Genomic DNA, 20,573 nt, shown 5'->3' with positions numbered 1-20,573 from the left:
CGCTTTCGCGAGCAAGCCCGCTCCCACATTTGGGTACTACGTCGCTCTTAGAGACCGTAGCTCATCAGGCGCTCATAACGACGAGCCAGCAGCGCTTCGTTATCCAGCTTCTTGAGCATCGCCAGTTGCGAACCCAACTCGGCACGGATGGTCGCAGCAGCCGCAGCCGGGTCACGGTGGGCACCGCCCAGTGGCTCGGCGATGACTTTGTCGACGATACCCAGGCCTTTAAGGCGATCGGCGGTGATGCCCATGGCTTCGGCAGCGTCCGGCGCCTTTTCGGCGGTTTTCCACAGGATCGAGGCACAACCTTCCGGCGAGATCACTGCGTAGGTCGAGTACTGCAACATGTTCAGTTGGTCGCAGACACCAATGGCCAACGCACCGCCAGAACCACCTTCACCAATCACGGTGGCGATGATCGGGGTTTTCAGGCGGGCCATGACGCGCAGGTTCCAGGCAATCGCTTCGCTCTGGTTGCGCTCTTCGGCGTCGATACCTGGGTAGGCACCCGGCGTGTCGATGAAGGTCAGGATCGGCATCTTGAAACGCTCGGCCATTTCCATCAGGCGGCACGCCTTGCGGTAGCCTTCCGGGCGCGGCATGCCGAAGTTGCGGCGTACTTTCTCGCGCACTTCGCGGCCTTTCTGGTGACCGATCACCATCACCGGCTGGTCGTCCAGGCGAGCGATGCCGCCCACGATGGCCGCGTCGTCGGAGAAGTGACGGTCGCCATGCAACTCGTCGAACTCGGTGAAGATGTGCTCGATGTAGTCCAGGGTGTAAGGACGGCGCGGGTGGCGAGCCAGGCGTGCGATCTGCCAGCTGGTCAGCTTGCCGAAGATGTCTTCGGTGAGCGTGCTGCTCTTGTCTTGCAGGCGAGCGATCTCATCGCCGATATTCAGCGAATTGTCATTGCCGACCAGGCGCAGCTCTTCGATCTTGGCTTGCAGGTCAGCGATCGGCTGTTCGAAATCAAGAAAATTCGGGTTCATAAGCGTCCGTCTTGGGTCGACGGCCAAGGGGTGCCTGGCCAGCCGGTTGTCTATTCGCGCCCTACCTTAAGGGAGAGGCGCGTTTAGGTCGAGATTAAATGTTTAGTCGAGATCAGACTCATCTGACCGTCAACGGTATTGGAGGAAGACGTTGTCTCGCCCGAACTGGTCACGCAAAGCTTGAATCAAGCCATCAGCGGGATCAATTCGCCACGTCTCACCAAACTGCAACATGGCCTTGGCATCGCTACCGGTGTACTCCATGGTCACCGGGCATGCGCCACGGTGGCGTTTGAGCAAGTCCCCCAACCAGCGTAGCTGATCGCCTTTAAGCGCTTCGGTCTTGACCTTCAGGCGCAGGCTCTCGGCCAGGTTGGTGCGGGCATCTTCCATGCTCATCACCCGCTTGATACGCAGGCGCAGACCACCGGAGAAGTCATCATTGCTGACCTCCCCTTCCACCACCACCATGGCGTCGGTTTGCAGCAGCGACTGGGCGGAGTGGAACGCGTCGGCAAACAATGACGCTTCGATGCGGCCCGAGCGGTCATCGAGGGTGATGAAGCCCATCTTGTCGCCCTTCTTATTTTTCATCACCCGCAGGGCGATGATCATGCCGGCGACGGTCTGGGTATCCCGCGCCGGTTTCAGGTCGATGATGCGCTGACGGGCGAAACGGCGGATTTCGCCTTCGTACTCGTCAATCGGGTGGCCGGTGAGGTAGAGGCCCAAGGTATCTTTCTCACCTTTCAGACGTTCCTTGAGGGTCAGTTCCTTGGCCTTGCGGTGGTTGGCATAGACATCCGCATCCTCTTCGACGAATAGCCCGCCAAACAGGTCGGCGTGGCCGCTGTCATGGGTACGGGCAGTCTGTTCGGCAGCCTTGATCGCCTCTTCCATGGCGGTCAGCAGCACCGCGCGGTTGCGGTCGATATTGGCCTGGTAAGCCTTCGGCTCATCATGGAAGTACGGGCCAAGACGGTCGAGTGCGCCGCTGCGGATCAGGCCATCGAGGGTACGCTTGTTGATGCGCTTGAGGTCCACCCGCGCGCAGAAATCGAACAGGTCTTTGAACGGCCCGTCCTGACGCGCTTCGGTAATGGCCTCCACCGGGCCTTCGCCCACGCCCTTGATCGCGCCGAGGCCATAGATGATGCGGCCTTCGTCGTTCACCGTGAACTTGAACTCCGAAGCGTTCACGTCCGGCGCGTCGAGACGCAGCTTCATGGTGCGCACTTCCTCGATCAAGGTCACAACCTTGTCGGTGTTGTGCATATCCGCCGAGAGTACCGCCGCCATGAACGGCGCCGGGTAGTGGGCTTTCAGCCAGGCGGTCTGGTACGACACCAGGCCGTAGGCGGCGGAGTGGGATTTGTTGAAGCCATAACCGGCGAATTTTTCTACCAGGTCGAAGATGTTACCGGCCAGGTCGGCATCGATGTTGTTAGTCGCGCAGCCTTCAATGAAACCGCCGCGTTGCTTGGCCATTTCCTCGGGCTTTTTCTTACCCATGGCGCGACGCAGCATGTCCGCACCGCCGAGGGTGTAGCCGGCCATCACCTGGGCGATCTGCATCACCTGTTCCTGGTACAGGATGATGCCGTAGGTCGGCGCCAGTACGGGCTTGAGGCCCTCATACTGGTAGTCGGAGTGCGGATAAGCCAGCTCGGCACGCCCGTGTTTACGGTTGATGAAGTCATCCACCATGCCCGATTGCAGCGGGCCCGGACGGAACAGGGCCACCAGTGCGATCAAGTCTTCCAGGCAGTCGGGCTTGAGCTTTTTGATCAGCTCTTTCATGCCCCGGGATTCAAGCTGGAACACCGCGGTGGTTTCGGCTTTTTGCAGCAGGCTGTAGGTCGGTTTATCGTCCAGCGGGATAAACGCGATATCCAGCGGTTCTTCGCCGACCTTGGCACGGTCGCGGTTGATGGTCTTGAGCGCCCAGTCGATGATCGTCAGGGTCCGCAGGCCGAGGAAGTCGAACTTCACCAGGCCGGCCGCCTCCACGTCGTCCTTGTCGAACTGGGTGACCAGGCCGTCGCCTTCTTCATCGCAATAGATCGGCGAAAAGTCGGTGAGCTTGGTCGGCGCGATAACCACACCGCCGGCGTGTTTACCGACGTTACGCACCACACCTTCGAGCTTGCGCGCCATGTCCCAGATTTCGGCGGCTTCTTCATCGACCTTGATAAAGTCGCGCAGGATTTCTTCCTGCTCGTAGGCTTTTTCCAGGGTCATGCCGACTTCGAACGGGATCATCTTCGACAGGCGGTCCGCCAAACCGTAGGACTTGCCCTGCACCCGCGCCACGTCGCGGATTACCGCTTTGGCGGCCATGGAACCGAAGGTGATGATCTGGCTTACCGCGTTGCGGCCATATTTCTCGGCCACGTATTCAATCACGCGGTCTCGGCCATCCATGCAGAAGTCAACGTCGAAGTCGGGCATGGAAACCCGTTCCGGGTTCAGGAACCGTTCGAACAGCAGGTCATATTCCAGCGGGTCAAGGTCGGTGATCTTCTGTACATAGGCCACCAGCGAGCCAGCACCTGACCCCCGGCCCGGACCTACCGGTACGCCGTTGTTTTTGGCCCACTGGATAAAGTCCATTACGATCAGGAAGTAACCGGGGAATCCCATCTGGATGATGATATCCAGCTCGAAATTCAACCGATCGACATACACCTGGCGCTTGGCTTCGTAGTCCTCGGTGGTGTCCTTGGGCAGCAGGACGCTCAGGCGTTCTTCCAGGCCATCGAACGACACTTTGCGAAAATATTCGTCGATGGTCATGCCATCGGGAATCGGGAAGTTGGGCAGGAAGTGCTTGCCCAGCTTTACTTCAATGTTGCAGCGCTTGGCGATCTCGACGGAGTTCTCAAGGGCCTCGGGCAAATCGCTGAACAGCTCCGCCATTTCATCGGCGCTTTTGAGGTACTGCTCTTCGCTGTAGTTCTTCGAACGGCGCGGGTCGTCCAGGGCCCGGCCTTCGCCGATGCACACGCGGGTTTCGTGGGCTTCGAAATCTTCTTTCTTGATAAAGCGCACATCGTTGGTCGCCACCAGCGGCGCACCCAGCTTGTCGGCCAGGGCTACGGCAGCGTGCAGATGCTCTTCATCATTGGGGCGATTGGTACGCTGCACTTCCAGGTAGAAACGGCCCGGGAATACCTGCATCCACTCGCGCGCCAGCACCTCGGCTTCCTGGGGGTTGCCGCCCAGCAGCGCGATACCGATTTCACCCTCTTTGGCCGCCGAGAGCATGATCAGGCCCTCGCTGGCTTCGGCCACCCACTCGCGTTCGATGATGATCGAGCCGTTGCGCTGGCCGTCGATAAAGCCACGGGAGATCAGTTCGGTGAGGTTGCGATAACCCACACCGTTCATCGCCAGCAGGCTGATGCGGCTCAGGGGGTTATCCGGGTCTTTGTTGGACAGCCACAGGTCGGCGCCGCAGATCGGCTTGATGCCGGCGCCCATGGCGTTCTTGTAGAACTTGACCAGGGAACACATGTTGTTCTGGTCGGTAACCGCGACCGCAGGCATGTTCATGCCCACCAGGGTTTTGACCAGCGGTTTGATCCGTACCAGGCCGTCGACCAGGGAGTACTCAGTGTGCAGGCGTAGATGAACGAATGAAGCCGGCATAGTGATCCTGTCTTGATACATGAAAACAACAAGGCCCGGATTGTACCGGGCCTGGGTAAAAACATCAGCCTTACTGCTAAACCTCGATCAGGCTTTCACGGGCCTCATAAGCCTGGCGTACCGGGGCAAACGAGCGGCGATGGATCGGGGTGGGGCCGAGCCGAGCCAGGGCTTCCAGATGAACGGGCGTCGGGTAGCCCTTATGCCCGCCAATCCCGTAGCCGGGATAGATCAATTCGAACGCGGCCATTTCACGGTCGCGGCTGACCTTGGCCAGGATCGAGGCGGCGGCAATGGCGGGAACCTTGCTATCGCCCTTGACCACCGCTTCGGACGGCATCGTCAGCTTGGGGCAACGGTTGCCGTCGATCATCGCCATTTTCGGGGTGATGTGCAGCCCTTCCACTGCGCGCTGCATCGCCAGCATGGTGGCGTGCAGGATATTCAGCGCGTCGATTTCTTCGACTTCAGCCCGGGCGATATGCCAGCTCAGGGCCTTTTCACAGATCTCGTCATAGAGTTTTTCGCGACGGGCTTCGGTGAGTTTCTTCGAATCGTTGAGCCCCAGGATCGGGCGGTTCGGATCAAGGATCACCGCCGCCGTGACCACAGCGCCACACAGCGGGCCGCGCCCGACTTCGTCAACACCCGCCACCAGTTCGTGGGCTTGGGCAACGAGGCTGAAATCCAGGCCCATTTGCATGGTCATAAGGCGTCCTGTTTATGGCCGATCAAGGTCAGTACGGCATCGGCCGCCTGGTTCGAGGCATCACGGCGCAACGTGCGGTGAATGTCGTCGAAACCACGGGTCTGCTCTTCGCCGCCCTCGATCAAGGGTAGTAGAGTTTGCGCAAGCGCTTCGGGCGTTGCATCGTCCTGCAACAACTCCGGCACCAGCAGGCGCTGTGCCAGCAGGTTGGGCAAGGAAATGTAAGGGCTCTTGACCATGCGCTTGAGAATCCAGAAGGTCAGTGGCGCCAGGCGATAGGCCACGACCATCGGCCGCTTGTACAGCAGGGCCTCCAGCGTGGCAGTGCCCGAGGCGATCAACACCGCATCGCAGGCTGCCAGCGCCAGGTGGGACTGGCCATCGAGCAGGGTCAGTGGCAGGTTACGACCTTCCAACAGGTTTTCGATCTGGGCACGGCGTTGCGGGCTGGCACAGGGCAGCACAAAGCGGATCCCCGGCTTTTGCGCTTGCAGAAGCTCGGCGGCATCAAAAAACAACGCGCCCAAGCGCCCCACCTCGCCGCCACGACTCCCTGGCATCAACGCAACCAAGGGGCCATCGGGCAAACCCAGCTCGGCGCGCGCGGCAGCACGGTCAGCCTGCAAGGGAATGGCGTCAGCCAAGGTGTGGCCGACAAACCGCACCGGCACGCCCTTCTCTTCGTAGAACCGGGCTTCGAACGGCAGCAACGTCAACATCAGGTCGCAGCCTTCGCGGATTTTCAACACGCGCTTCTGGCGCCACGCCCATACGGATGGGCTGACGTAGTGCACGGTCTTGATCCCGGCCTGACGCAACTTGAGTTCGATATTGAGCGTGAAATCCGGCGCATCGATGCCGATAAAGACGTCAGGCTTTTCTTCGATCAGCGTCTTGATCAGCAGCTTGCGGCGAGCCAGCAGCTCACGCAGGCGTCCCAAGACTTCTACCAGCCCCATGACCGACAGGCGCTCCATGGGGAAGTAGGAGGTCAGGCCTTCGGCCTGCATCAACGGGCCGCCGACCCCGATAAAGTCCACCGCCGGATGCTGGGCCTTGAGCGCCCGCATCAAGCCGGCACCCAGGATATCGCCGGAAGCTTCACCGGCCACGAGCGCAATACGCAGAGTGGCCATGATCAGCGGGTGATGCCGCGAGTCGAGGTCTGGATAGAGTCACGGAACACCGCGACTTCCGGAAACTGCGTGGCAGGCTCTGCCAGCTCGGCCAGGGCCTGCTCCACGGTCAACCCTTGGCGGTAAACCGTCTTGTAGGCACGGCGCAGGGCGTGGATGGCTTCTTCACTGAAACCGCGACGACGCATGCCTTCAAAATTCATGCTACGGGCTTCGGCAGGGTTGCCAAATACCGTCACGAACGCCGGGACATCCTTGCCAATGGCGGTGCCCATACCGGAAAAGCTGTGGGCGCCGATATGGCAGTACTGATGCACCAGGGTAAAACCGGAGAGGATCGCCCAATCGTCAACGTGCACATGGCCTGCCAACGCGGTGTTGTTGACCAGGATGCAATGGTTGCCGATCACGCTGTCATGGCCGATATGCGCATAGGCCATCACCAGGTTGTGATCGCCCAACGTGGTTTCAGCGCGATCCTGCACGGTGCCGCGGTGAATGGTGACGCCTTCACGAATGATGTTGTGGTCACCGATGACCAGGCGTGTTTCTTCACCCTTGTACTTCATGTCCGGGGTGTCTTCGCCTACCGAGGAGAACTGGTAGATACGATTGTGTTTGCCAATACGGGTCGGACCTTTAAGGATCACGTGTGGCCCGATGACAGTCCCCTCGCCGATTTCCACACCTGCGCCGACGATCGACCAAGGGCCGACCTCAACGTCGGCGGCCAGTACGGCCGACGGATCGATGATTGCGCGAGGGTCAATCAAACTCATAGTTTGCGTTCCGCACAGATGATCTCGGCAGAGCACACCGGCTTGCCATCTACCGAGGCCTGGCATTCGAACTTCCAGATCTGGCGCTTGCAACTGATGAACTTGGCTTCCAGGATCAACTGGTCACCCGGGGTGACCGGGTTGCGAAAACGCAGCTTGTCGGAACCCACGAAATAGTAAAGCGTGCCGTCGGCAGGCTTGAGGTCGAGCATTTTGAAACCAAGGATACCGGCAGCCTGGGCCATGGCTTCGATGATCAACACACCCGGCATGATTGGATGCGCAGGAAAGTGACCGTTGAAGAATGGTTCGTTGATGCTGACATTCTTGTAGGCACGAATGCGCTTTTCCTCGACGTTGAGGTCCACTACGCGGTCCACCAGCAGGAACGGGTAACGGTGAGGCAGGTATTCGCGAATCTCGTTGATGTCCATCATTTCGGGGGGAAGCCTGTAATAAAGATTGGGGGCGGGCGCACCAGGCGCACGCCCCGCTAGCAAATCAAGGAGGCCGTCTAGCGGCTGCGCACACTTGATATGGAAATGGTATCAGCCTTCTGATGAAGCATTACCGCCGGGGGTCACGTCCCCGACACGCTTTTCAAGCTGTTTGATACGTCGTGCCATGTCGTCGATCTTCCTCAAACGCGCGGCACTCTTGCGCCATTCGGCCGCAGGTTGCATCGCGGTACCGGACGAATAGGCCCCTGGCTCTGTGATCGAGTGGGTCACCATGGTCATGCCGGTGATGAAGACGTTGTCGCAAATGTCGATATGCCCCACCAGCCCTACGCCACCGGCGAGCATGCAATGCTTGCCGATCTTGGTGCTGCCGGAAATCCCCACGCAGGCGGCCATGGCGGTGTGATCGCCAATCTGCACGTTGTGGGCGATCTGGATCTGGTTATCGAGCTTCACACCGTTACCGATCACGGTATCGGCCAGGGCCCCGCGATCCACAGCAGTGTTCACGCCGATCTCCACATCATCGCCGATCAATACGCCACCGACTTGGGCGATCTTGTGCCAGATGCCCTTGGCATTGGCAAAGCCGAAGCCCTCACCGCCGATCACGGCGCCCGACTGGATGACCACACGCTGACCGATACGCACATCGTGGTACAGGGTTACGCGAGGAGCCAGCCAGCCATCGGCACCAATTTCGCAGCGCGCGCCGATGAAACAGTGGGCACCCACGGTGACGCCTGCACCAATACGCGCTCCACTCTCGATCACGGCAAACGCGCCGATGCTGGCCGTCGGGTCAACCTGGGCATCCTCGGCGATCACGGCAGACGGGTGAATACCGCCAGCCGCCTTCGGCTTGGGATCGAACAGGTGCGACGCCTTGGCGTACGACAGGTACGGATCGGCCACCACCAGCGCATCCCCGATAAACCCTTCGGCGTCGGCGGCCTTCAGCAACACGGCTGCGGCCTGGCAGTCGACCAGGTATTTACGGTATTGAGGATTTGCGAGGAAGCTCAACTGAGCTGGGCCAGCCTCCTGCAAGGTGGCTAGCCCAGTGATTTCTTTCTCCTTGGAGCCACGCAAGGTGGCCCCCAGGAACTCGGCCAACTCGCCGAGCTTGATAGTCGCTGTCATGGTTTACTTCAGCTGGTTCATGCGCTCGATCACCTGGCGGGTGATGTCGTATTGAGGCTTGACGTCGATCACGGCGCCACGCTCGAACACCAGGTCAAAGGCACCCTTCTTGATGACTTCTTCCACAGCGCTGTCCAATTTCGGCTTGAGCTGCTTGAGCATTTCGCGGTCGGCCACAGCCTTGGCTTCGTTCAGCTCCTTGGATTGGAACTGGTAGTCACGGGCCTTTTGCTTGAATTCAAGCTCCAGACGCTCGCGCTCGCCTTGCTGCATCTTGTCGCCACCGGCTACCAGGCGGTCCTGGATACCCTTGGCGCTGCTTTCCAGCGTCTTGAGCTTGGTCAGCTGCGGACCGAATTTCTTCTCGGCATCCACGGCGTATCGCTTGGCCGCATCGGACTCCAGCAGGGCCATCTGATAGTTCAGGACCGCGATTTTCATTTCGGCGAAGGCCGGGGTGGTGACCAGCACAGTGGCCAGCAAGACCAATTGAGTCAACTTACGCACGATGTACTCCTACAGAATCCGTTGTCGTTATCTTAGGTCAGACGCTTAGAACGTCTGGCCGAGGGAGAATTGGAAAATCTGGGTTTCAGCGTTATCCGGTTTCTTGATCGGCATGGCCAGAGCAAAGCTCAACGGGCCCAGCGCAGTCACCCAGGTCACACCCACGCCGACGGAGCTTGCCAGGTTGCTGAGGCTCACGTCGTTGCATTGGGTGTTGGACTTCACGCCACTCGGGTTGGTGATCTGATCGCACTTGGAGTCGAACACGTTACCCACGTCCCAGAAGACCGAAGTACGCAGGGAACGCTGGTCCTTGACGAACGGCAGCGGGAACAGAATCTCCGCACCACCCTGGATCAGCACGTTACCACCGAATGGCAGCGGGTCGTTGTCCGAATCAGCAGTTGTGCCTCGGTTACCCGTCACGCCAACACCACGGCTTGGGGTACCACGCGGGCCCAGGGTACTGTCCTTGAAGCCACGTACCGAGTTGAAGCCACCAGCATAGTAGTTTTCATAGAACGGCAAGCCATTGGTCGAACCATAACCGTCGCCATAGCCCAGCTCTGTGTGCAGGCGCATGGTGTAGTTATCGCTCAACGGTTGGAACAACTGGCCGCGGTAGTCGAGCTTGAAGAACGACAGGTCGCTGCCCGGCGTGGTGACTTCCGCAGTCAGGCTCTGGGAGTGGCCGCGGGTTGCCAGTACGCCTTTGTTCAGGGTCGACTCGGACCAGCCGGCAGACGCCTTGAAGTTCAGGAACTTGTCGCCTTCACGACGGGTGAAGTCAAAGATTTCGTCCACGGTGTACACACCGGTCTTGATCTCATCCTGCTGTGCGGTGAGGCCGAAGGTCAGGCGCGACGTCTCGCTGATCGGGTAACCCACGTTGACACCAGCACCCAGGCTGTCGATCGCATAGCTTGCGACGTCAACATCGAGGTCTTTGTAGTCGGTGGTGCGGTAGAAGGCGTTGTAGCCCAGGCTCACACCGTCTGCAGTCCAGTAGGGGTCGGTGTAGCCGAAGTTGTATCGGCTCTGGTATTCGCTGCGGGTCAGGCCGATGGACACACGGTTACCGGTACCCAGGAAGTTGTTCTGCGTGATGGAACCACCCAGGATCAAACCGGCGCTCTGAGCGAAACCGACGCTGGCGGTGATCGAACCCGAGGCTTGTTCTTCAACGGCGTAGTTCACGTCAACCTGGTCATCCACACCCGGTACAGCCGGGGTTTCGACGTTGACTTCCTTGAAGAAGCCCAGGCGCTCAAGACGGGTCTTGGACTGGTCGATCAGGTAGGTCGAAGCCCAGCCACCTTCCATCTGACGCATTTCACGACGCAGCACTTCGTCCGCAGACTTGGTGTTGCCACGGAAGTTGATGCGGTTGACGTAGGCACGCTTGCCTGGATCGACGACGAAGGTGATGTCCACCGTGTGGTCTTCATCATTCGGGGTCGGCACGCCGTTGACGTTGGCGAAGGTATAGCCTTCGTTACCCAGGCGACGGGTGATCAGTTCAGAGGTGGTGGTCATCAGCTTGCGCGAGAACACCTGGTCCTTCTGCACCAGCAGCAGGGACTTGACCTGGTCTTCAGGCACTTTCAGGTCGCCGCTGAGCTTGACGTCACGAACCTTGTACTTCTCGCCTTCGTTGACGTTGACGGTGATGTAGACGTGCTTCTTGTCCGGGGTGATGGACACCTGGGTCGAAGCGATGTCCATGTTGATGTAGCCACGGTCCAGGTAGTAGGAGCGCAGGCGTTCCAGGTCACCGGAGAGTTTTTCACGGGCGTACTTGTCATCGTTCTTGAAGAACGACAACCAGTTGGTGGTCTTGAGTTCGAACAGGTCAACCAGGTCTTCATCAGGGAACTTGGTGTTACCCACGACGTTGATGTGCTGGATGGCGGCCACGGTACCTTCGTTGATGTTGACCTTCAGGCCCACACGGTTACGAGGCTGGGGGATCACTTCGGTTTCCACCGTCGCGGAGTAGCGGCCCTGGGCAACGTACTGGCGTTGCAGCTCGTTACGCACACCCTCAAGGGTCGCGCGCTGGAAGATCTCGCCCTCGGCCAGGCCCGATTGCTTCAGGCCCTTCATCAGGTCTTCAGTGGAGATGGCCTTGTTACCTTCGATCGCGATACTCGCGACGGAAGGTCGCTCGACGACCGTGATGACCAGGACGTTGCCTTCGCGACCCAGTTGGATATCTTGAAAGAACCCGGTTTTGAACAGCGCACGAGTGGATTCCACCAGGCGACGATCATCCGCCTGTTCCCCGACGTTCAACGGCAAGGCACCAAAGACGCTACCCGCGGAAACCCGCTGGAGGCCGTTGACGCGAATATCGGAGATGGTGAAGGACTCGGCGTGAACTTCGGCGATCATCAATACGGTGAGAACCGCAGTTAGCAGCAGACGTTTCATGAAGTCCTTTCTTATTCCAACTGGCAATAAACAAACTGCCGCAAAATGCGGCAGATTCGCAATTCAGCGAAGCGTTACAGACGTCCCAGATCGTTGACCAGGGCTAACAACATCACCCCGACCACCAAACTGATACCGATCTGTATCCCCCAACCCTGCACCCGATCCGACAAGGGGCGACCACGCACCCACTCGACCAGATAAAACAGCAGATGCCCCCCATCCAATACTGGAATGGGCAGCAAATTCAGAACCCCAAGGCTAATACTCAGATAAGCCAGGAAATTCAGGAAATCCGCGACACCCGACTGGGCAGAAGCGCCCGCCACTTTAGCAATGGTTATCGGTCCACTCAAGTTTTTTACCGAGAGCTCACCGAACAACATTTTCTTGAGGGATTCGAGGGTCAGCACGCTCATGGTCCAGGTGCGTTTCGCACCCTCGCCAATCGCGGCCAAAGGCCCGTAGCTGACCTCTCGCACCATCGATGGCGGCCATTCGACACCCTTGACCCCGGCACCCAGGTAACCCCCGGCTGCCTTGGCTTCGCTTCGCACCGACAAGGTCACAGGGACGTCGATTTGAGCACCGTCGCGCTCAACTTTCAGCACAATTTTTGTATCAGGGCGCACACGCACCAGGTCGACCACCTGCTGCCAGTCACCCAGCGCCTGGCCATCAAGGGCCAGCAAGCGATCACCGGTTTTCAGGCCAGCAGCCTGGGCCGGGCCTTTCGGGTCGAGCTCGGCCAGCACCGGCGGCAAGGTCGGACGCCAAGGGCGGATCCCCAGGGACTTGATCGGATCGGGCTCATCAGCGCCCTTGAGCCAATGGTCCAGCGCCAATGCCCGCGGGGTTTCGGCGCTGGAATCCTGGTCGCGCACCACCACATTGACGGTGCCGCTCTCGCCCAGGCGGCGTACCAACTGCAAGTTGACCGCGCCCCAGCCCGTGGTGGGTTCGCCATCAATGGATACAATTTCCTGCCCAGCCGTCAGGCCAGCCTTGGCCGCGATGCTGTCCGCTTCGACCGCACCAATGACCGGGCGCACCTGCTGGCTGCCCAGCATGGCCAAGACCCAGAAGAACACCATCGCCAACAGGAAGTTGGCAATCGGCCCCGCCGCAACAATCGCAATACGCTGACGAACGGTCTTGCGATTGAAGGATTGGTCCAACTGGTCGGCAGGCACTTCGCCTTCGCGCTCATCGAGCATCTTGACGTAGCCGCCCAACGGGATAGCAGCAATGACAAACTCAGTGCCGCGGCGGTCATGCCAGCGCAACAACGGCATGCCGAAACCGACGGAAAAGCGCAATACCTTGACGCCGCAACGACGCGCCACCCAGAAGTGGCCGAATTCGTGGAAGGTCACCAACACACCCAGAGCAACCAGGGTGCCGACAATCATGTAGAGCGCACTCATCTAATTTCTCCGCACTTCAATCCAATGCCTGAAGACTCAAACCTGCCCGCAGCCTAACCCGCGTTGCGATCCAACCATTGCCCGGCCAGGGCGCGGGCCTTGGTGTCAGCCTCGAACACCGCCTCCAGATCGTTCACCGCCACCACAGGCTCAAGCGCCAGGACGTCCTCGATGATACTCGCGATCTGTGGAAAGCGGATGCGCCGTTCAAGAAACGCCGCCACCGCCACTTCATTGGCCGCGTTAAGCATCGCCGGGGCACTGTTACCCGCCTCGGCCGCTTGCCGCGCCAGGCGCAAACACGGGAAACGCTGCTCGTCCGGAGCTTCGAAGTCCAGACGCGCAATCGCAAACAGGTCCAATGGCGCCACACCGGAATCAATGCGCTCAGGCCACGCCAGAGCGTTGGCAATCGGTGTACGCATGTCCGGGTTACCCAACTGCGCCAACACCGAACCATCCACGTAATCGACCAGGGAATGGATCACACTTTGTGGGTGAATCACCACCTCAACCTGGTCAGGCCGCGCATCGAACAACCAGCAGGCCTCGATCAACTCCAGGCCCTTGTTCATCATGCTCGCCGAATCCACCGAGATTTTGCGCCCCATGGACCAGTTCGGGTGTGCGCACGCCTGATCGGGCGACACATGCTCCAGCTCGGCCGACGGAGTCTGGCGGAAGGGTCCGCCAGATGCCGTCAGTAGAATCCGGCGCACGCCGACCTGGCTCAAGCCGCGGGCAAAATCACCGGGCATGCACTGGAAGATGGCGTTGTGCTCGCTGTCCAGAGGCAGCAACACCGCGCCGCTCTTGCGCACCGCTTGCATAAAGAGTGCGCCGGACATGACCAAGGCTTCTTTATTGGCCAGCAGGATTTTCTTGCCAGCATCAACCGCCGCCAAGGTCGGGCGCAAACCTGCTGCGCCCACAATCGCCGCCACCACGGTATCCACGTCCGCATCGGCCGAGACCTGGCACAACCCTGCCTCGCCGACCAGCACCTGAGTGGCCAGCCCGGCAGCCCGCAGATCGTCCTGCAGACCGCGAGCCGCAGCCGCCTCTGGCACCACGGCAAAGCGCGGCGAGTGACGCACGCACAAGGCCAGCAACTCGCGCAAACGCGTGAAGCCAGTCAGGGCGAAAACCTGATAGCGATCGGGGTGACGCGCAATGACGTCCAGGGTACTGAGCCCGACCGAACCGGTTGCGCCCAGCACCGTAACCTGCTGCAGGCGGCTCACGAAGCGATCATCCACAACAGCACGGCAAAGATCGGTAGCGCAGCGGTAAGGCTGTCGATACGATCAAGCACACCGCCATGACCTGGCAGCAGGTTACTGCTGTCCTTGATACCTGCCTGGCGCTTGAACATGCTTTCGGTCAGGTCGCCCACCACCGAGATGAACACGACGATAGCCGTACCCAGCAAGGCCAGGAGCACTTCCTTTACCGACCAGTCGCGCACCACACCGACCACCAGCGTGATCAGCAGCGTCAAGGCCAGGCCGCCGTATACGCCCTCCCAGCTCTTGCCTGGGCTGACGGCCGGGGCCAGCTTGCGCTTGCCGAAGGCTCGACCCGAGAAGTAGGCGCCAATATCAGCCCCCCACACCAACACCATCACCGCCAGGATCAATTCGTTGCCCAGCGGGTAACGCTTGATCTCCACCAGCCCTTGCCAGGCCGGCAACAGGATTGCCAGGCCAATCACCAGCTTGCAGGCCACGCTGGACCATTGGCCACTGGTGCGCGGATAGGTGAGCACCAGGAAAGTCGCCAACGCCCACCACAACACTGCCGCACCCAGTACCCAAGGCGCGATATCCGGCAGGATGTACATGAAGAACAACAACAGCGCGACCACGGCGGCGTAGGCCACGCGCGGCAACTGGTTGACGAAGCCCGCCAGGCGCGCCCATTCCCAGGCACCAAGAGTCACGACCAGGCCGATGAACAGCGCAAAGCCGGAACCGTCGAGCAGGAAAAAACCGCACAAGGCAATCGGCAGCAGGATCAGCGCCGTGATGATTCGTTGTTTAAGCATTTAAACCCGGGCTCCAGCTTCGATCTGCTCGCTCGTTTTACCGAAGCGACGCTGACGGGAAGCGAAATCGGCCAGCGCATTACGCATGGCATCGTGTTTGAAGTCCGGCCAGAACAGGTCGGAGAAGTACAGCTCGGTGTAAGCCAGCTGCCACAGCAGGAAGTTGCTGATGCGATGCTCGCCACCGGTACGAATGCACAAGTCCGGCAACGGCAGGTCGCCGGTCACCAGGCAGGTTTGCAACAGTTCGGGCGTGATGTCATCCGGGCGCAGATGGCCGGCCTGCACTTCGCGGGCCAGCCGCTGTGCAGCCTGGGCGATATCCCACTGGCCGCCGTAGTTGGCTGCGATCTGCAACACAAAACGGTTACTGCCGGCAGTGATGGCCTCGGCTTCGCGCATGGCCGTTTGCAGTTCCGGATGGAACCGCGAGCGATCACCAATGATGCGCAGACTGATGTTGTTGTCGTTGAGGCGCTTGGCCTCACGACGCAGAGCCTTGAAGAACAGGTCCATCAAGGCACTGACCTCATCGGCGGGCCGCTGCCAGTTCTCACTGGAGAACGCGAACAAGGTCAGCACTTCGACCTTGGCCTCGGCGCACACCTCAATCACCGCCCTTACCGCGTCAACACCCGCTTTATGCCCGGCAACACCCGGCATAAAGCGTTTTTTCGCCCAGCGATTATTCCCATCCATGATGATCGCGACATGGCGCGGCACCACGGAGGGCACAGTCTGCTTGGTCTTTTCCATGAAGGCGTCCTGACCCTTATACGGCCATCAGGTCCGCTTCTTTTTGCTTAGTGGCAGTGTCGATTTCAGCCTCAAACTTGTCGGTCAGTTTCTGGATGTCGGCCGCAGCACGACGCTCCTCGTCTTCACTGATTTCCTTGTCCTTGACCAGCTTTTTCAGCTCGCTCAAAGCATCACGACGGATGTTACGCACGGCAACACGGGCATCTTCAGCGGCACTGCGCGCCTGCTTGGTGAAGCCCTTGCGGGTTTCTTCGGTCAGGGCAGGCATGGAGATCAGCAGCAACTCGCCCAGGTTGGTCGGGTTGAGGTTCAGGCCAGCGCTCTGGATCGCCTTGTCGACGGCAGCGAGCATGTTGCGCTCGAAGGCCACGACTTGCAGAGTGCGAGAGTCTTTTACGGTGATGTTAGCCACTTGGGTGATGGAGGTATCTGTGCCGTAATACGGGACCATCACGCTACCCAGGATGCTGGGGTGCGCCTTGCCTGTGCGAATCTGGCCAAATGCATGGGCCAGGGATTCCAGGGATTTCTGCATACGCTCTTGAGCGTCTTTCTTGATTTCGTTGATCATTGTTGGCCTTCCTCGATCAGAGTCCCTTCTGCGCCGCCGTGTACGATATTCAGCAGGGCGCCGGGCTTGTTCATGTTAAATACGCGCAGCGGCATCTTGTGGTCGCGGCACAGGCAGATAGCGGTCAGGTCCATGACACCCAGCTTGCGATCCAGTACTTCATCGTAGGTCAGATGATCGAACTTCTCGGCATGCGGGTCTTTGAATGGGTCTGCAGTGTATACGCCATCCACCTTGGTCGCCTTCAACACCACGTCGGCATCGATTTCGATAGCACGCAGGCATGCGGCCGAGTCGGTGGTGAAGAACGGGTTACCGGTGCCAGCGGCAAAGATCACCACTTCCTTGGAGTTGAGGTGGCGCATGGCTTTGCGGCGATCATAGTGATCGGTCACGCCAACCATGGAAATAGCCGACATCACGATGGCCGAGATGTTGGCGCGCTCCAGGGCGTCGCGCATGGCCAGGGCGTTCATCACAGTGGCCAGCATGCCCATGTGGTCGCCGGTAACCCGGTCCATACCGGCAGCACTCAGTGCCGCACCGCGGAACAGGTTGCCACCACCAATCACCAGGCCGACCTGCACGCCGATACCGACCAATTGGCCGACTTCCAGCGCCATGCGGTCAAGCACCTTGGGGTCGATCCCGAACTCTTCCGAGCCCATCAGGGCCTCGCCGCTGAGCTTGAGTAGAATGCGTTTATAGCGAGCCTGATAACCACTGCCCTGCTGAGCCATTGCGAATCTCTCCTGCGGCGTATTTTTTAAAAAATTCTTGGCGAGCCGTTTACGGCTTGCGTTCACTCTAGCTGGACGCTGTCACAGCGCCATCGGAACACGGCTTTGTAAGCCAGTTCCGAGAGGAAACCAAATAAAATTGGCCTTCCCATTTGAAAAGAGGCTGCGCGCGTGAGCGGGCAGCCTCTTTCGGCGACAGTTTGGAACTGTCTTATTGCTTGGCGGCAGCCAGCTGGGCAGCAACTTCTTCAGCGAAGTTGTCGACCGGCTTCTCGATGCCTTCGCCTACTTTGAAGTAAGTGAAGGAAACGATTTCAGCACCGGCTTTCTTGGCCAGTTCGCCAACCTTGATTTCAGGGTTCTTGACGAACGCCTGCTCAACCAGGCTTGCTTCAGCCAGGAACTTGCTGATGCGGCCTTTGATCATGTTTTCAACGATGTTCTCTGGCTTGCCGGCGATCTTGTCGGCGTTGAGGCTCAGGAACACAGCTTTTTCACGTTCGATTGCGTCGGCAGACACTTCCGAAGGCAGCAGGAACTCAGGGTTGCTTGCAGCAACGTGCATTGCGATGTCTTTAGCCAGCTCAACGTCGCCGCCTTTGAGAACAACTGCAACACCGATCTTGTTGCCGTGCAGGTAACCACCAACCACATCACCTTCAACGCGAACCAGGCGACGGATGTTGACGTTTTCGCCAACCTTGCCGACCAGTACCAGGCGATCAGCTTCTTGAGCTTCGATCAGCGGAGCGGCGTCAGTCATTTTCTCGGCGAACGCTTTTTCAACGCTGGCAGCTACGAATGCCTTGAAGTCGTCCTGCAGAGCCAGGAAGTCGGTCTGGGAGTTCACTTCCAGCAGAACGGCGGATTTGCCGTCTTCTTTCAGAGCGATAGCGCCTTCAGCAGCCACGTTGCCTGCTTTCTTGGCAGCCTTGATGGCGCCGGAAGCACGCATGTCATCAATGGCTTTTTCGATGTCGCCGCCGGCCTTGGTCAAGGCCTTTTTGCAATCCATCATGCCTTCGCCGGTACGCTCACGCAGTTCTTTAACCAACGCTGCAGTAATCTCTGCCATTTCAAAATCCTCTTGGATAGGTTTTCAACCATTCCACCCGATCAAACGGGCGATCAATTCTTCCCGAATCTCCGTTGTAGGCCGCTGCACGTTACAAATGATGTAGCTGCGCTGCCGACAAATGGTTTTCGAGGTGGCAAAAAGGGGGCCAAGCCCCCTTTTTGCTTACTGAGTCAACGCCAGGGCGTCAATTACTCAGCGGCAGCTACCGGAGCTTCTTCAACGAACTGCTCGGTACCACCAGCAACGTGGTTGCGTCCACGGATTACAGCGTCAGCCATCGAACCCATGTACAGCTGGATAGCGCGGATTGCGTCATCGTTGCCTGGGATGATGTAGTCAACGCCTTCCGGGCTGCTGTTGGTATCGACTACGCCGATAACCGGGATGCCCAGCTTGTTGGCTTCGGTGATCGCGATGCGCTCGTGATCAACGTCGATAACGAACAGTGCGTCAGGCAGACCGCCCATGTCCTTGATACCACCCAGGGAACGATCGAGCTTTTCCAGGTCACGGGAGCGCATCAGCGCTTCTTTCTTGGTCAGCTTGGCGAAAGTACCGTCTTCGGCTTGTACTTCAAGGTCACGCAGACGCTTGATGGAAGCACGGATGGTTTTGAAGTTGGTCAGCATGCCGCCCAACCAGCGGTGGTCGACGTACGGCGAACCGCAACGTGCTGCTTCTTCAGCAACGATCTTGCCAGCGGAACGCTTGGTGCCGACGAACAGGATCTTGTTTTTGCCCTGGGCCAGACGCTCTACGAAAGTCAGCGCTTCGTTGAACATTGGCAGGGTTTTTTCAAGGTTGATAATGTGAATCTTGTTACGCGCGCCGAAAATGTACTTACCCATTTTCGGGTTCCAGTAACGGGTCTGGTGACCGAAGTGCACACCGGCCTTCAGCATATCGCGCATGTTGACTTGGGACATGATAGTTCCTTAATAAGTCGGGTTTGGCCTCCACGTATCCCAATGACCAACCAGCGGCATCAAGGCCTCCGGCACCCAGGTCATCGTGTCGACACGTGTGTGGATTTAAGCTTTGCGGGGTATCCCCGGAAAGCGGCGCATTTTATACCACAGCGTCGGCAAAAACGAAACCCGCAATCACACTTGCCGGTCGTCGTCTTTGCGTAAGCCCTTGAATACAGCCAACATGCCTCTACCTCATAGAGAGAAGCGATCAGCAGATGCGCATGATTTGCCAGCATCGTCTGTTAGAATCGCGTTTTTTGGGACTTGCGCGAATGCTGTAACCCTTTGTCGCGCCCCCCGTGAACCGTATTGATTTCAGCGCGTCGCGCTAGAGAGAGCCTGTATGACCGTTACCTTGAAAACCGCCGAAGACATCGCAGGCATGCGCGTTGCCGGCAAACTGGCTGCCGACGTGCTGGAAATGATCGCCGAACACGTCAAGCCCGGCGTCACCACCGAAGCGCTGGACCGCATTTGCCACGACTATATAGTCGACGTGCAAAAAGCCATCCCTGCCCCGCTGAATTACAAAGGCTTCCCCAAGTCGATCTGCACCTCGATCAACCATGTGGTGTGCCACGGCATTCCCGGTGACAAGCCATTGAAGGACGGCGACACCCTGAACATCGACGTCACGGTGATCAAGGATGGCTACCACGGCGACACCAGCCGCATGTTCCACGTCGGCAATGTACCGGTCTGGGCCGAGCGCCTGTCCCAGGTCACCCAGGAATGCATGTACAAGGCCATCGAGATCGTCAAGCCTGGCTGCCGCCTGGGTGACATCGGTGAAGTGATCCAGAAGCACGCGGAAAAGAACGGTTTCTCGGTGGTGCGCGAATTCTGCGGCCACGGTATCGGCAAGGTGTTCCACGAAGAGCCGCAGATTCTGCACTACGGCCGCGCCGGCACCGGCATGGAACTCAAGGCCGGCATGACCTTCACCATCGAACCGATGATCAATCAGGGCAAGGCCGACACCAAGGTGCTGGGAGACGGCTGGACTGCGATCACCAAGGACCGCAAGCTCTCGGCCCAGTGGGAACACACCCTGCTGGTCACCGACACCGGCTACGAGATCTTCACCCTGCGCGCCGACGACACCATCCCACGCGTTTCGGCCTGAAGGTTGCCCAGGTTTTCCCACCGCGTGTTGTGACTGACTG

18 protein-coding genes are annotated in these 20,573 nt (G+C 59.1%); 1 reads left to right on the top strand and 17 read right to left on the bottom strand.

Translation table 11 applies throughout. The features are described from left to right. Nucleotides 1–47: 47 nt before the first annotated feature. From N2A98_RS06600 to rpsB, 17 genes are all read right to left on the bottom strand, one after another. Nucleotides 48–995, bottom strand: a complete 948-nt coding sequence (locus N2A98_RS06600) for an acetyl-CoA carboxylase carboxyltransferase subunit alpha (RefSeq protein WP_003189182.1) — start codon at nucleotides 993–995, stop codon at nucleotides 48–50. A 129-nt stretch (nucleotides 996–1,124) separates the two neighbouring features. Then, complete coding sequence (dnaE, locus tag N2A98_RS06595; protein ID WP_032893179.1) at nucleotides 1,125–4,646, bottom strand: DNA polymerase III subunit alpha; 3,522 nt, start codon at nucleotides 4,644–4,646, stop codon at nucleotides 1,125–1,127. Between the two features lie 76 nt (nucleotides 4,647–4,722). After that, nucleotides 4,723–5,349, bottom strand: a complete 627-nt coding sequence (gene rnhB, locus N2A98_RS06590; protein WP_161794314.1) for a ribonuclease HII — start codon at nucleotides 5,347–5,349, stop codon at nucleotides 4,723–4,725. A gap of 2 nt (nucleotides 5,350–5,351) precedes the next feature. Then, nucleotides 5,352–6,491 carry a lipid-A-disaccharide synthase gene (gene lpxB / locus N2A98_RS06585; RefSeq protein WP_275623170.1) on the bottom strand — a complete coding sequence of 380 codons (1,140 nt, stop codon included), beginning with the start codon at nucleotides 6,489–6,491 and terminating at the stop codon, nucleotides 5,352–5,354. Nucleotides 6,492–6,493: 2 nt separating this feature from the next. Beyond that, entirely contained in the window at nucleotides 6,494–7,270 is a 777-nt protein-coding gene (gene lpxA, locus N2A98_RS06580; RefSeq protein ID WP_032893181.1) for an acyl-ACP--UDP-N-acetylglucosamine O-acyltransferase, read from the bottom strand. Next, the gene (fabZ, locus tag N2A98_RS06575) at nucleotides 7,267–7,707 is read right to left on the bottom strand and encodes a 3-hydroxyacyl-ACP dehydratase FabZ (protein WP_003172281.1); all 441 of its coding nucleotides are present in this window, start codon (nucleotides 7,705–7,707) and stop codon (nucleotides 7,267–7,269) included. Before fabZ ends, lpxA begins: the two co-directional genes overlap by 4 nt. A 111-nt stretch (nucleotides 7,708–7,818) precedes the next feature. Beyond that, nucleotides 7,819–8,874, bottom strand: coding sequence for a UDP-3-O-(3-hydroxymyristoyl)glucosamine N-acyltransferase (lpxD, locus tag N2A98_RS06570; protein WP_047712739.1), 1,056 nt, complete (start codon nucleotides 8,872–8,874; stop codon nucleotides 7,819–7,821). 3 nt (nucleotides 8,875–8,877) lie between these two features. Continuing rightward, nucleotides 8,878–9,381: an OmpH family outer membrane protein gene (locus N2A98_RS06565; protein ID WP_003189173.1), complete on the bottom strand. Its 504-nt coding sequence runs from the start codon at nucleotides 9,379–9,381 to the stop codon at nucleotides 8,878–8,880. A gap of 45 nt (nucleotides 9,382–9,426) precedes the next feature. Next, nucleotides 9,427–11,814, bottom strand: a complete 2,388-nt coding sequence (gene bamA, locus N2A98_RS06560; RefSeq protein ID WP_044272528.1) for an outer membrane protein assembly factor BamA — start codon at nucleotides 11,812–11,814, stop codon at nucleotides 9,427–9,429. Nucleotides 11,815–11,888: 74 nt separating this feature from the next. Further along, nucleotides 11,889–13,241, bottom strand: coding sequence for a sigma E protease regulator RseP (gene rseP / locus N2A98_RS06555; protein ID WP_275623169.1), 1,353 nt, complete (start codon nucleotides 13,239–13,241; stop codon nucleotides 11,889–11,891). A gap of 53 nt (nucleotides 13,242–13,294) precedes the next feature. Then, nucleotides 13,295–14,485 carry a 1-deoxy-D-xylulose-5-phosphate reductoisomerase gene (ispC, locus tag N2A98_RS06550; RefSeq protein WP_047712738.1) on the bottom strand — a complete coding sequence of 397 codons (1,191 nt, stop codon included), beginning with the start codon at nucleotides 14,483–14,485 and terminating at the stop codon, nucleotides 13,295–13,297. Next, nucleotides 14,482–15,288, bottom strand: a complete 807-nt coding sequence (locus N2A98_RS06545; RefSeq protein WP_032903249.1) for a phosphatidate cytidylyltransferase — start codon at nucleotides 15,286–15,288, stop codon at nucleotides 14,482–14,484. Before N2A98_RS06545 ends, ispC begins: the two co-directional genes overlap by 4 nt. Next, nucleotides 15,289–16,044: a polyprenyl diphosphate synthase gene (gene uppS, locus N2A98_RS06540; protein WP_003189167.1), complete on the bottom strand. Its 756-nt coding sequence runs from the start codon at nucleotides 16,042–16,044 to the stop codon at nucleotides 15,289–15,291. It lies immediately after the preceding gene. A 16-nt stretch (nucleotides 16,045–16,060) separates the two neighbouring features. Continuing rightward, on the bottom strand, nucleotides 16,061–16,618 hold the full coding sequence (frr, locus tag N2A98_RS06535) for a ribosome recycling factor (RefSeq protein WP_044272521.1): 558 nt from the start codon (nucleotides 16,616–16,618) through the stop codon (nucleotides 16,061–16,063). Continuing rightward, nucleotides 16,615–17,358, bottom strand: a complete 744-nt coding sequence (pyrH, locus tag N2A98_RS06530) for a UMP kinase (RefSeq protein WP_003189161.1) — start codon at nucleotides 17,356–17,358, stop codon at nucleotides 16,615–16,617. The genes frr and pyrH overlap by 4 nt, the downstream gene beginning before the upstream one ends. Nucleotides 17,359–17,569: 211 nt before the next feature. After that, complete coding sequence (gene tsf, locus N2A98_RS06525; protein WP_003189160.1) at nucleotides 17,570–18,433, bottom strand: translation elongation factor Ts; 864 nt, start codon at nucleotides 18,431–18,433, stop codon at nucleotides 17,570–17,572. A gap of 191 nt (nucleotides 18,434–18,624) precedes the next feature. After that, nucleotides 18,625–19,362 (bottom strand): 30S ribosomal protein S2, encoded by a 738-nt coding sequence (gene rpsB / locus N2A98_RS06520; protein ID WP_003189158.1) that lies wholly within the window; start codon nucleotides 19,360–19,362, stop codon nucleotides 18,625–18,627. 388 nt (nucleotides 19,363–19,750) lie between these two features. Here rpsB and map point away from each other — a divergent pair, with 388 nt between their 5' ends. Continuing rightward, the gene (map, locus tag N2A98_RS06515; protein WP_003189156.1) at nucleotides 19,751–20,533 is read left to right on the top strand and encodes a type I methionyl aminopeptidase; all 783 of its coding nucleotides are present in this window, start codon (nucleotides 19,751–19,753) and stop codon (nucleotides 20,531–20,533) included. Nucleotides 20,534–20,573 lie beyond the last annotated feature (40 nt).

Source organism: Pseudomonas sp. FJ2-5-13, from assembly GCF_029201605.1.
GTDB classification, from domain to species: domain Bacteria; phylum Pseudomonadota; class Gammaproteobacteria; order Pseudomonadales; family Pseudomonadaceae; genus Aquipseudomonas; species Aquipseudomonas lactis.
Note: the sequence above shows the minus strand (reverse complement) of the source record. Positions and strands in the feature narration are given on the sequence as shown.

What these genes read in the sequence shown, in the direction of transcription:
- N2A98_RS06600 (WP_003189182.1), bottom strand. Translation starts at nt 995, where the DNA reads ATGAACCCGAATTTTCTTGATTTCGAACAGCCGATCGCTGACCTGCAA.
- dnaE (WP_032893179.1), bottom strand. Translation starts at nt 4,646, where the DNA reads ATGCCGGCTTCATTCGTTCATCTACGCCTGCACACTGAGTACTCCCTG.
- rnhB (WP_161794314.1), bottom strand. Translation starts at nt 5,349, where the DNA reads ATGCAAATGGGCCTGGATTTCAGCCTCGTTGCCCAAGCCCACGAACTG.
- lpxB (WP_275623170.1), bottom strand. Translation starts at nt 6,491, where the DNA reads ATGGCCACTCTGCGTATTGCGCTCGTGGCCGGTGAAGCTTCCGGCGAT.
- lpxA (WP_032893181.1), bottom strand. Translation starts at nt 7,270, where the DNA reads ATGAGTTTGATTGACCCTCGCGCAATCATCGATCCGTCGGCCGTACTG.
- fabZ (WP_003172281.1), bottom strand. Translation starts at nt 7,707, where the DNA reads ATGATGGACATCAACGAGATTCGCGAATACCTGCCTCACCGTTACCCG.
- lpxD (WP_047712739.1), bottom strand. Translation starts at nt 8,874, where the DNA reads ATGACAGCGACTATCAAGCTCGGCGAGTTGGCCGAGTTCCTGGGGGCC.
- bamA (WP_044272528.1), bottom strand. Translation starts at nt 11,814, where the DNA reads ATGAAACGTCTGCTGCTAACTGCGGTTCTCACCGTATTGATGATCGCC.
- rseP (WP_275623169.1), bottom strand. Translation starts at nt 13,241, where the DNA reads ATGAGTGCGCTCTACATGATTGTCGGCACCCTGGTTGCTCTGGGTGTG.
- N2A98_RS06545 (WP_032903249.1), bottom strand. Translation starts at nt 15,288, where the DNA reads ATGCTTAAACAACGAATCATCACGGCGCTGATCCTGCTGCCGATTGCC.
- uppS (WP_003189167.1), bottom strand. Translation starts at nt 16,044, where the DNA reads ATGGAAAAGACCAAGCAGACTGTGCCCTCCGTGGTGCCGCGCCATGTC.
- frr (WP_044272521.1), bottom strand. Translation starts at nt 16,618, where the DNA reads ATGATCAACGAAATCAAGAAAGACGCTCAAGAGCGTATGCAGAAATCC.
- pyrH (WP_003189161.1), bottom strand. Translation starts at nt 17,358, where the DNA reads ATGGCTCAGCAGGGCAGTGGTTATCAGGCTCGCTATAAACGCATTCTA.
- tsf (WP_003189160.1), bottom strand. Translation starts at nt 18,433, where the DNA reads ATGGCAGAGATTACTGCAGCGTTGGTTAAAGAACTGCGTGAGCGTACC.
- rpsB (WP_003189158.1), bottom strand. Translation starts at nt 19,362, where the DNA reads ATGTCCCAAGTCAACATGCGCGATATGCTGAAGGCCGGTGTGCACTTC.
- map (WP_003189156.1), top strand. Translation starts at nt 19,751, where the DNA reads ATGACCGTTACCTTGAAAACCGCCGAAGACATCGCAGGCATGCGCGTT.